At 37.1% G+C, this 11,664-nt stretch carries 7 protein-coding genes; all 7 read left to right on the forward strand.

Annotation, left to right across the window (positions count from 1 at the left end):
* Positions 1-36: 36 nt before the first annotated feature.
* Positions 37-2,550 carry a right-handed parallel beta-helix repeat-containing protein gene (locus tag H599_RS0109695; protein WP_026713956.1) on the forward strand — a complete coding sequence of 838 codons (2,514 nt, stop codon included), beginning with the start codon at positions 37-39 and terminating at the stop codon, positions 2,548-2,550.
* Between the two features lie 125 nt (positions 2,551-2,675).
* Entirely contained in the window at positions 2,676-3,746 is a 1,071-nt protein-coding gene (locus H599_RS0109700) for a Gfo/Idh/MocA family protein (protein WP_026713957.1), read from the forward strand.
* 12 nt (positions 3,747-3,758) lie between these two features.
* Positions 3,759-5,348, forward strand: a complete 1,590-nt coding sequence (locus H599_RS0109705; protein ID WP_026713958.1) for a sodium:solute symporter family transporter — start codon at positions 3,759-3,761, stop codon at positions 5,346-5,348.
* 14 nt (positions 5,349-5,362) lie between these two features.
* Positions 5,363-6,220 (forward strand): peptidoglycan DD-metalloendopeptidase family protein, encoded by an 858-nt coding sequence (locus H599_RS0109710; protein ID WP_026713959.1) that lies wholly within the window; start codon positions 5,363-5,365, stop codon positions 6,218-6,220.
* Positions 6,221-6,263: 43 nt separating this feature from the next.
* A complete protein-coding gene (locus tag H599_RS0109715) occupies positions 6,264-8,465 on the forward strand; it encodes an alpha-L-rhamnosidase-related protein (protein ID WP_026713960.1) in 2,202 nt (733 codons plus the stop codon).
* 123 nt (positions 8,466-8,588) lie between these two features.
* Positions 8,589-10,274 carry a glycoside hydrolase family protein gene (locus tag H599_RS0109720; protein ID WP_026713961.1) on the forward strand — a complete coding sequence of 562 codons (1,686 nt, stop codon included), beginning with the start codon at positions 8,589-8,591 and terminating at the stop codon, positions 10,272-10,274.
* A gap of 157 nt (positions 10,275-10,431) precedes the next feature.
* On the forward strand, positions 10,432-11,559 hold the full coding sequence (locus H599_RS0109725) for a glycoside hydrolase family protein (RefSeq protein ID WP_026713962.1): 1,128 nt from the start codon (positions 10,432-10,434) through the stop codon (positions 11,557-11,559).
* Positions 11,560-11,664 lie beyond the last annotated feature (105 nt).

Genomic DNA, 11,664 nt, shown 5'->3' on the forward strand with positions numbered 1-11,664 from the left:
GTTTTTGAAATTTATTTATAATTAAAAAATCATTATATGTTTTTAAAAAATCGATATGGTTTATTCGCTTTTTTAGCGTTGTTTTTTACTGCTCTTTCCATGCAGGCTGCGGATATTTGGGTGGCAACTAATGGAAAAGATACCAATGAAGGAACCAAAGAAAGCCCGCTGGCAACCGTACACATGGCTTTGCGAAAAGCCAGAGAATTACGCCGACTAAATGACGTTTCTATCAAAGGCGGAATCCATATTATTATCAAAGACGGAACTTATTATTTTGATGAAGCTTTATTCGTTAGACCGGAAGATTCCGGAACTGCAGATAGCCCGACAACTATTGAAGCTGATGTGAATGCAAATCCAATTTTTAGCGGGGGAATTGCCATTAAAAACTGGAAAAAATCAACTACTGTTATCAACGGACAGAAAGCTGGTACGGTTTGGATAGCCAATGCACCACAAATTGCCGGAGAAGTGATTAATTACCGCCAACTTTGGGTGAATGATGTAAAAGCTGTTCGTGCCAAAAGTACTGCCGGAAATAAAATGGAAAGAATTTTGTCCTGGGACAAAACGACCGAAACCTGCTGGATTCCTTTTAAAGACAAATCGGTGAAGTATGAACCGGGGATGGAAATGTATATTGTACAATGGTGGGCGATTGCTCATTTGAGAATAAAAAATATTGAAGTTGTTAAAGACAGCGCGAGACTTTCATTTGAAAAACCGGAAAGTCGCATTCAAAGTGAGCATCCGTGGCCGGCACCCTGGATTTCAAAGAACAACGGAAATTCAGCTTTCTTTTTAAACAATGCTAAATCTTTGCTGAATGAAGCCGGAGAATGGTTCTTGGACCGAAGAAATGCAAAGATTTACTATATCCCAAGAAAGGGAGAAAATATGGCTTCGGCCAAAGTAATAGCGCCGGTTTTAGAAAATTTGGTAGATATAAAAGGAACTATCGACAGACCGGTTCATGACGTAAAATTCAAAGGGATTTCGTTCCAGTACAGCAATTGGCTGCGTCCGTCGCAACAAGGTCATGTGCCGTTACAGGCCGGAATGTATTTGCTGGATGCTTATAAATTGAAAATTCCGGGAACGCCTAATCAGGCTTCTTTGGAAAATCAGGGTTGGGTAGGGCGACCAAGAGCCGCTGTAGAAGTGAATTTTGCTCATAACAATACTTTTGAGGGATGTCGTTTTGAGCATTTGTCTTCCACTGGTTTGGATTTGAATAAGGGAACCAATCATAATACGATTCAGGGAAATTTATTTAAAGACATTGGTGGAAACGGAATTTGTTTAGGCGTTTTCTCTGAAGAAGCTTATGAGTCGCATTTGCCTTTGCAGGTAAAAGACGAAAGAGAGATTTGTTCTAACGAATTGATTGCCGATAACCTAATTACCAATGTAGCCAATGACGATTGGGGATGCTTAGGAATCGCAGCTGGTTTTGTGAAAGATTTGACCATTGAACACAATGAAATTTCGGATGTGGCATACAGTGGTATTTCGATGGGTTGGGGTTGGACACATACCGAAAATGTGATGAAAAACAACAGAATTTTGGCAAATAAAATCCATCATTATGCCAAACATTTACATGATGTAGCCGGAATTTACACGCTATCTTCTCAGCCAAATAGTTTTATTGAGGAGAATTATATTGACAAGGTATATTACAGTCCGTATGCACACGATCCGTTTTTGTGGTTGTATTTGTACACCGATGAAGGTTCTCAGCATTTCACCATTAAAAACAATTGGATTCCGATTCAAAAAATCCTGAAAAACAATAATGGTCCTGCAGGAAATATTTGGCAGGATAACAATCAGTTTGTGAGCAATTCGATTAAAGAAAATGCCGGAATTCGTGCGCCTTATACCAATTTGAAAAAAGAAGTCGTAATTGACGAGGCATGGGGATTACAGGAAATGCCAAAATCGGTTGCGATTGAAGTGATAGGGAAGAATTTGGATGTAGCCAAAATCAAATCGACTATCAAAGGTTTCCGTATCGTGGGCGAAGAATTGTACCAATGGGAAAATCATCTGGTGATTTACGGTTTGATGAATCAACCGGAACGAACGAAAAGAAAATTGGCTTTGGCTTTCCCTGATTTGCAAATAAAAATTTATGAAAACCCGGTTTACGATTTTCAAAATTTTGAAAGATGTCCGGGAGTAAAACCAGCCTCTGAATGGGAAAATATTGTTTTGACAGCTAATCTGGTTGAAAACCCAAAAATGCAACAGGAATATTTGGATTATCATAAAACCCAGTTTGAAAAATGGCCGGAAATAGCAAAAGGATTTTGTAATGCCGATTTTCAACAATTGCAGGTTTTTAAAAATGGCCGACAATTGATGTTAGTCATCAGTATTCCAAAAGGAGAAGATTTGGATAAATTAAATCCGAAAACTACCGAAAACAATCCGCGTGTGGATGAATGGAATGCTTTGATGAAAAAATACCAAACCGGAATTGAAGACGCTAAAGCCGGGGGAACCTGGATTTTTTTGAAAAAAGTAGAAGAGAAAAAATAGAAAGCCAAAATAAACAGTAAGAACATAAAATTTTACCATTAAGTAATTAAGAAAATTAAGTTTAGAAAATATAAATGAAACTTAATTTCTTAATGGTTTTAAAAACGAATTAAACTAAATAATCAATGTTAAAAATAGCCATTTTAGGTCTTGGAGAAGGACGCAGTACCATGTCGGCCGCAATAGAAAGCAGCAAAGTAGAATTGGTAAAAGTGTGTGACAGAAATGAAGAACTGTGTAAGCAACGCGCTAAGGAATTTGATTTTCCGCACTACACTACGAATTATGATAATTTGTTGCAGGATGAGGCTATTGATATTATTGCTATTTATACTCCGGATCATTTACATGCCGAACATGTAAAACAGGCTTTATTGCATGGAAAACACGTAGTTTGTACCAAGCCTTTTATTGATGATTTGGCTGCTGCCAAAGAGTTAATTGCTATTAGTGAGCAAACAGGAAAAAAAGTTTTTGTGGGACAAAGTTCTCGTTTCTTTGAACCAGCTAAAAGACAAAGAAAAGATTTTGAAGCAGGAGTTATTGGCGATTTGATTACCATTGAATCACATTATCATGCAGATCACCGTTGGTTTTTAAAGAAAGAATGGTCTTTGTTACAATCTTTCAAATGGTTGTATGGCGGGTTAAGTCATCCAGTAGATTTCATCCGTTGGTATTTACCAAATATCGAAGAAGTAATGGGCTACGGAATGATAAGCAGCAACGGAAAAACAGCAGGTTTGAAAAACGAAGATACGATGCATTTTATTTTCAAAGCTACTGATGGACGTATTGCCCGCGTAAGTGGTGTTTATACTTCGCCAACACAGCCTACCAAACGAGACAGCGGAATGACCGTTATTTTAAGAGGAACTGAAGGCGCCAGTCAGGCTGATTATCACGAATTGCGTTATTCGGTGACCGATAAAGAAGGAGAAGAAAAAATCATTCACTGGGGTGATGCTACTATAAAATACTATTTCCGTTTTGAGGGGCAAAGTCACCATGGGGGAGAATATCAAAATTACTTAGAATATTTTGCGGATAGTATCGAACAAGGGTTTACGGCTTATCCGGATATGAAAGAAGGAATTGGAACCGTAGCTTTGTTACAGGCAATGGACAAGACTTTACAAACCGGAATGCCCGTAAAAATTGCCGATGTTTTGGGCGAATATGATATTCAACTTTAAAACCCATAAAAAATGAGTAAAATCAGTAGTTTTTTAGAACCAGTAGATTATGCAGTAGTAATAGGCTATCTTTTGGTGTTGATTGCTTTTGGATATTATATTTCTTTTATAAAAAATAAAAAATCAGAAGACGAAAGTATTTTTTTAGCCGGAAATACTTTAGGATGGTTAAGTATCGGATTGAATATGTGGGGAACCAATGTGGGGCCTTCGATGCTGATTGCTTCTGCCAGCGTAGGATTTACTACGGGAATTGTAGCCGGTAATTTTGCCTGGTATGCTTTTATTTTTATTTTGCTTTTGGCTGTCGTTTTTTCACCAAGATATTTAGGAGCAAAAGTTTTGACTTTACCGGAATTTATGGGAAAACGCTTTGGCGATTCAACCCGAAATATATTGGCCTGGTACACTTTGATTACTATTCTGATTTCGTGGCTGTCTTTAACCTTGTTTGCCGGAGGTGTTTTGGTGAAACAATTGTTGGATTTACCGATGTATCTTTCCGTAATTATGATGGTCATACTATCCGGTTTTTTTGCGGCTGCGGGAGGATTAAAAGCTATTGCTTATACGAATGTTTTCCAGATGTTATTACTGATTGGAGTTTCGTTATTATTGGTGATAATGGGGGTTAACAAAGCAGGAGGATTAGAACATATTTATCATAGTACTCCGGGTTCTTATTGGAATTTATTATTACCGGCAGACGATAAAAACTATCCTTGGTTGGCCATTTTATTAGGGTATCCTATTATGGGAGTTTGGTTTTGGTGTACCGATCAGTCGATGGTACAATCTATTTTGGGTGCCAAAAATTTAAAACAGGGACAATTAGGAGCCAATTTTATCGGTTGGTTAAAAATATTGGATGTGCCTTTGTTCATCCTTCCGGGAATTGTATGTTTTGTATTGTTTCCGCATTTAAAAAATCCGGATGAGGCTTATATGACTATGGTAACCCAATTGTTTCCGGCTGGATTACGTGGTTTGATTATTGTGGTGTTGATTGCCGCTTTAATCAGTACAATTGGTTCGGCTTTGAATTCCTTAAGTACAGTGTTTACTATGGATGTTTATGTGAAAAACCATAAACCGAATGCGACTAACAAAGAGATTGTAAAAATAGGAAGATTGGTGACTTTATTTGGTTCATTATTGGCCATTTTAATCACATTGGCTATTGACAGTATCAAAGGATTGAATCTTTTTGATATTTTCCAATCGGTTTTAGGATTTATAGCTCCACCAATGTCGGTTGTATTTTTATTTGGGGTACTTTGGAACAAAACCACCACAAGAGCAGCCAATTTAACCCTGACTTTAGGAACAGTTATCAGTTTAGGAACGGGAGTTTTATACTTATGGGTTTTTCCAAACGGAGTCTATCACTGGCCTCATTTCTTATTGTTGTCGTTTTACATTTTTGTTGCCTTGGCAGTAATGGCTTATGTGATTACAATTACTGACAAAGCGGGACAAAAAGACAATCAGGAGTTGTTGAAAATCAATCCGGCAGCCAAACCGGACAGGCAGGTGAAAATGTTATGGGTGGTGTTAACTTTAGTAATGATTGCACTTTACGTTATTTTTAATGGTCATTAAAATTTAAATAAATTATGAAAAACACTATTGCTTCCGGAAAAAATAAGTTGTTTAGTCTATTGCTTTTATTTGTGATTTGGGTTACTTCGTATGCACAAGAAAATCCTAATCTTCATATTAAAGCCAATAAAAATGCTGATAATACAGTTGACTTTTATTATGAAAAAGGAGCTGTAGGAAGTTTTATTGTAAGTTTAAATTTCTCAAAGCTTGAAAATGCAGAAAATGATAGCATTCCCAAATTTAATGTAACTGCCAATTCGGGTTTTCTTTTTAAATTAAAACCCTTAAATAAGAATAAAAAAATTGATTTCTTCTATAGTTATAACGTTACTCAAGGATATCTTAATCCTAAAATAAATTCTGCCTTAACTTATGAACTCCCATTTAAAAATGGAAAGAAAGTTAAGATTTATTGGGGGACTAGGCCAGGTATAAGTCCTGACAGATGGAAAAAATATATTGTTTATTCAAATAATCAAGATAGTGTTTTTACAATGAGAAAAGGAGTTGTTGTATTTCTAAGAACTTTAACAAGATTTGATAAAGACGAGACAGCTCAAGAGACTAAAAAAGTAGCGGTAAAAGAAATTGTTGTAGAACATTCGGATGGTACTTTCGCATCATATTCAGGGATAGAAGAAAATTCAATTGCTGTTAAAGTGGGACAAAATATCAATTCTCATGATTATTTAGGTCTTATGGACAAATCTAATGGAGGACGTTATAGTCTTACTTTTGATATTTATTATCATGAAGCTGATACGGAAGAATTTAGAGGGAATTTAGTGGCTGTTAATCCTATTTTTTTGACTCAAAATGGAAGTGAAAAATTAGAGAATAAAAAAGAATATGTGGTGAAACACAATTAATGTATTTTGAAAAAAGCAATAAAATATTAAACAATAACCTTATATGAAACATCAATTTTTAATTTTTAGAACATTAATAACATTGTTTATTCTGGTTATTCTATTTTCTTTTAATAATCTTAATGCACAAACGCAATCCAAAGAAAATAAAGCCACCTGGATCTGGTATCCGGGTGATTTTGAAATTTGGTTAAGCAATAAAATGCAGGTAAGACGTACCGAACGCGAAGCCGTATTTCCACCGCTTTGGCAATATTATAGTCCGTATGCTTTGGTAACTTTTCAAACAGAAGTAGATATTCCGGAAGCCGATGAGGTGAAAATCTTCACTGAAGGTCCTTTTCAATTGCTTTTGGATGGAGTGCAAATTTATGGCCAGCCAAAATCTTTAAAAATTCCTGCCGGCAAACACAAAATTTCTTTTAAAGTATATAATCAGGAAGTGTTGCCGGCTATTTATATTGCGGGTAAATATGTAAAATCTGACGCTTCTTGGATTGTGACGAATGAAGATAAATTGTGGATTGATGAAAATGGAAAAGCACAGCAATCGGGAACGCCTTGGGTGCCTGTGGGTTCCTGGAATTTTGATGCGCCTGAAAATAAGCCTTCTGGTTTTAAATTAACAACGACACCTTGGTTTGCCAAAAAAACAGAAAAAATTGGCGCTGGGAAGTTGGTGGATTTTGGCAAAGAAACCTTTGGTTACATCAAAATTCACGGTTTAAAAGGTAAAGGTAAAATAGCATTGTATTATGGTGAGTCTCGTGAGGAAGCTCTGGATACTGCCAAATGTGAAACCTTAGACCATTTGTCTTTTGACGGAAAACAGGCGGAAACTTACACGCATAATGGATCCAAAGCATTCCGTTATGTTCAGGTGGTTGCAGATCCATCGGTGCAATACGATTCCATTTCGATGGATTACGAATATTTGCCGTTAGAATATCGAGGTGCTTTCAAATCTTCCGACCAGGAATTGAATAAAATTTGGGATGTGTCGGCTTATACGATGCATTTAACATCCCGCGAATTTTTTATAGACGGGATCAAGCGCGATCGCTGGGTTTGGTCCGGTGATGCGTATCAAAGTTATTTAATGAATTATTATTTGTTCTTTGATTCGGCTTCGGTAGAAAGAACGCTTTTGGCACTTCGTGGCAAGGAGCCTGTGACGGCTCATATTAATATCATTATGGATTATTCTCTGTATTGGTTTGTAGGTGTTTACGATTATTATTTGCATACCGGCGATACGAAATTTATCAAAACTTTTTACCCAAGAATGAAATCGCTGATGGAATTTTGCTTGGAAAGAAGAAACAAAAACGGATTCCTCGAACCTTTAGAAGGAGACTGGGTTTTTATTGACTGGGCAAACGGATTACCAAAAACGGGCGAGGTGAGTTTTGAACAAATGCTTCTAGCCAGAAGTCTGGAAGCTATGGCGGTGAGTGCTAAAATTGCAGGTCAAAATGAAGACCAAAAACAGTATGAAAAATTAGCCGCCGATTTAAAAACCAAACTATTCGATGTGTTTTGGGATAAAAAAGAGAACGTCATGAAACACCAGCGTATTGATGGTAAAATGCAGGATATTGTTACCCGATACGCCAATATGTTTGGGATTTTCTTTAATTATTTTACGGAAGAACAAAAACAAAGTATTAAAAATAAAGTCTTGTTGAATGACAATATTCTTCAAATCACCACGCCATACATGCGTTTTTACGAGTTGGAAGCCTTATGTGCTATGGGCGAACAGGATTATGTATTGAAAGAAATGAAAGACTATTGGGGAGGTATGCTAAAAGAGGGCGCAACCTCTTTCTGGGAAGAATACAACCCAAATAAAAAAGGGGCAGCACATTTAGAAATGTACGGTCGTCCTTATGGAAAAAGTCTTTGCCATGCCTGGGGTTCCAGCCCGATTTATTTGTTAGGGAAATATTATTTGGGTGTAAAACCTACTGCTCCCGGATATGCTCAATACGAAATCAAACCTAATTTGGGCGGATTACAATGGATGGAAGGAAAAGTGCCTACACCAAAAGGAGAAGTTTCATTGTTCATAAGTAAATCTGAAATCAAAGTGAAAGCGGCTGAAGGCGAAGGAAAATTGATTATCGAAAGTAAATCAAAACCAAAAACCAATTCGGGAACGATTGTTGTGTTAGGGAAGAACAAATATCAATTAACGGTTAAACCAAATGTAAGCTATCAAATTAGTTACAAAGCAATTTAGTCATTGCGAGCGATAGCGCGGCAATCACACTTGCATAGTCAAGTTTTTTGTAATTGTTAGGAGATTCCTCCTTCGTCGGAATGACAAAATCGTAGAAAAACTGTTGCTTAAAAAGAAAAAATTATGTTTTCAAACAAAATGAAATATTATTTTAATTCAAAAATAAAAACCGCATTTGTTGCACTGTTTCTGTTATGTATTCAAGCAAATGCGCAAAAAAACAATTGGGAAGCTGCTTCTTTCGAAGTCGTAAAATCGAAATATAAAACTTTTAAAACAACACAATACGCTCATGTTTTTTCGGGAAGTAAACACAATATTGTCGGTTTGGCTCCGGAATTGGAAGGTTTAACAGGTGTTGAAATTCCATTAGATTTATATAAAAATGGAACGAATGCTCCTTTGAAATTGAAGTTCAAAGAAAAATCGGTGTTGTTGGTGGGGATTTTTCAGGAAAAAAGCGAACAATTTTTACAATTAGACAATTCGCCTTACAAAGCTACTTTGTTGTTGCAAAACGGAGTTACAATTACCGGATTGCCGCCGGTTAATGTGCATGCGCTTTCGTTCGAAAAAGGGACGCACACGATTTTACCTGATGCTAAAGGACTTTTTTCGGTTTTGGGTGTGGTTAAAGTGAAGCAGGCTTTGGAAGCACGAAATGCCGAAAAATTAGACGGAAGATTATGGAATCCAACGTATATCATCGAAGGATTTTCGGATGAAAAACCTTTGTTTGAAATTATCGGTGGAGAAAATAAACCGGTTATTGACGAAGGTTTTCCGGGAACTGAAGGGATTCAGGGCGGTTTTGAAGGCGGTCGTGTGGTAAAAGTTGGCGATACTTATCATATGTTTCCAACGGAAAGAGCCGGTGAAAAAGGAGTCGAAATGTATTACGACCGTGTGAAAACCAAAATTGGTCACTGGACAAGTAAAGATGCGATTCATTGGAAAAGAGAATCAACCATTTTGCAGGCCAGCGGAACGTATGCCATTACTGAAGATGATAATCCAATGAACGATCGTCGTGGAGCAATTTGGTCGTATATGCCGGTTTTTAACGAAAAAGAAAATAAATGGTACGGCTATTATTTGGCCTATACCGTTCACAAAGAAATTCAACCCAATCATTCTTTCGGACGTATCTGGAGATGCGAATCTACTGTAGCAGGAATCAACGGCATTGCCGGTCCGTACAAAGACATTGGAATTATCATGGAACCAGGATTGGATTCTCAACCTTGGGAAGGTCGTCAAGGTGTTGCTTCCTTTTTTCCGTATCAAGTAGGCGATAAATATTACGGTTTTTACAGCGGTGCTTATCCTTTTGAAAGCTGGAAAGATTATCCTAAAAAATCCGGAAAAGGTTGGTTTGTGGCTTTGGCTGAATCAAAAAGTTTAGAAGGACCCTGGACACGATTAAACAAAGGTTTGGAACCGATAAAATCCATTCATCCCATGTTTGTCGAAAATCCAATTGTGAGTCAGTTGCCAAACGGCTTGTACATCGCTGTTTTTGATGGAGGTCCCGAAGGTTGGGGGCATCATTTGCCAAATATGATGGGCTATACACTTTCTAAAGACGGAATTAACTGGTCAGAAGCACATTATTGGCCTATTGAAACCAAAGTCGACAAATGGTGGGATATTATGCGAACACCGCTTTGTTTGATTCCCGAAGGAAACGATGTGTATACGATTGTGTACAATGCCATCGACTTGAAAAAGCGTTTTCATCCTACCGGAATGGTTAAAGTAAAGTTGAATCGGGAGGTGATGGAGCAACGATTGAAAGAGTTGAAATAAATAGTAATAGGCCACTGATTATACGGATGAAACAGATTGGCACAGATTTAAATTTAAAAATAAATCTGGGATAATCTTTTGATCTGTGGCAAAAAAAAAATAAATCCGTGGGAATCTGTAAAATCAGTGCCATCCGTGGCCTAATAAAATTTATAAAATGAAAAACACAATTAAAAATCTCCTAACAGGAATTGTAGCTTTAGCTACAGTAAGCTGTGCCACACATTACAAGAAGCGTGATATCACCGATGCGGTAATGAATGAGATTTATAACGAAATCAAAACACCTTACAAATACGGTTTGGTGATGGTGCCAACGGATAATTCGTATAAAATGGACTGTCCTTCGGTTTTTCGTAAAGATGGAAAATGGTTTATGACCTATCTGATTTACGACGGAAGAGGTTATGAAACCTGGCTTGCCGAGAGTAATGATTTATTAAACTGGAAACATTTAGGAAAAGTAATGTCTTTTTCGAAGGATGAAAGTGAATGGGATGTCAATCAAAAAGCAGGTTATATTGCTTTGCAAGATTACAGCTGGGGCGGTTCATATGAGTGGAAAAAATATGATGGCAAATACTGGATGAGTTATTTTGGTGGAAATACTACGGGTTATGAAGCCGGAGTTTTATCAATTGGGATGGCTTATACCAAAGAATCACCTACTAGACCACATGAATTTAAGCGTTTGCCAAAACCGGTTTTAACTCCAAAGGATACTGATGTTAGTTTTTGGGACAACAGTACAATGTACAAGAACTCGGTGATTGAAGACAAAGAACGTATTACCGGAAATAAATTTATTATGTATTATAATGCCCGTGGCGATAGTATCAATCCGGCTAAAGGCGCAGAACGTATTGGTATGGCTGTTTCTAACGATATGGTAAACTGGAAACGTTACGGTAAAAAAGCATTATTAAATCACCACAGAGGAATTACGGGTGATGCTTTTATTCAACGAATTAATGATACCTGGGTGATGTTCTATTTTGGAGCTTTCTGGACGGGTTGGGATCAGGGCGCATTCAACCGTTTTGCGGTTTCAAATGATTTGGTAAACTGGAAAGAATGGAAAGGTGCTAATTTGATTGAATCTTCGGAACCGTATGATAATATGTTTGCCCATAAGTCTTTTGTGGTAAAACACGATGGCGTAGTCTATCATTTTTATTGCGCTGTTAATAAAGCAGAACAACGCGGGATTGCCGTGGCTACTTCGAAAGATTTAGGAAAAAGCGAAGTGCATTTTGTGGCTCCGCCTGAAAAAAAGAAGAAATAAAGTCTTCAGTATTCAGTAGCAGTATCAGTTTAAAGTTAGAAAAAAATAAGATGATCAATTTTGTTCAAGAGAATTTAAGTAGTAAACGGTGGATTGAAAGGTTTT

It is taken from the genome of Flavobacterium daejeonense DSM 17708 (assembly GCF_000425425.1).
GTDB classification, from domain to species: domain Bacteria; phylum Bacteroidota; class Bacteroidia; order Flavobacteriales; family Flavobacteriaceae; genus Flavobacterium; species Flavobacterium daejeonense.

What these genes read in the sequence shown, in the direction of transcription:
- H599_RS0109695 (WP_026713956.1), top strand. Translation starts at nt 37, where the DNA reads ATGTTTTTAAAAAATCGATATGGTTTATTCGCTTTTTTAGCGTTGTTT.
- H599_RS0109700 (WP_026713957.1), top strand. Translation starts at nt 2,676, where the DNA reads ATGTTAAAAATAGCCATTTTAGGTCTTGGAGAAGGACGCAGTACCATG.
- H599_RS0109705 (WP_026713958.1), top strand. Translation starts at nt 3,759, where the DNA reads ATGAGTAAAATCAGTAGTTTTTTAGAACCAGTAGATTATGCAGTAGTA.
- H599_RS0109710 (WP_026713959.1), top strand. Translation starts at nt 5,363, where the DNA reads ATGAAAAACACTATTGCTTCCGGAAAAAATAAGTTGTTTAGTCTATTG.
- H599_RS0109715 (WP_026713960.1), top strand. Translation starts at nt 6,264, where the DNA reads ATGAAACATCAATTTTTAATTTTTAGAACATTAATAACATTGTTTATT.
- H599_RS0109720 (WP_026713961.1), top strand. Translation starts at nt 8,589, where the DNA reads ATGTTTTCAAACAAAATGAAATATTATTTTAATTCAAAAATAAAAACC.
- H599_RS0109725 (WP_026713962.1), top strand. Translation starts at nt 10,432, where the DNA reads ATGAAAAACACAATTAAAAATCTCCTAACAGGAATTGTAGCTTTAGCT.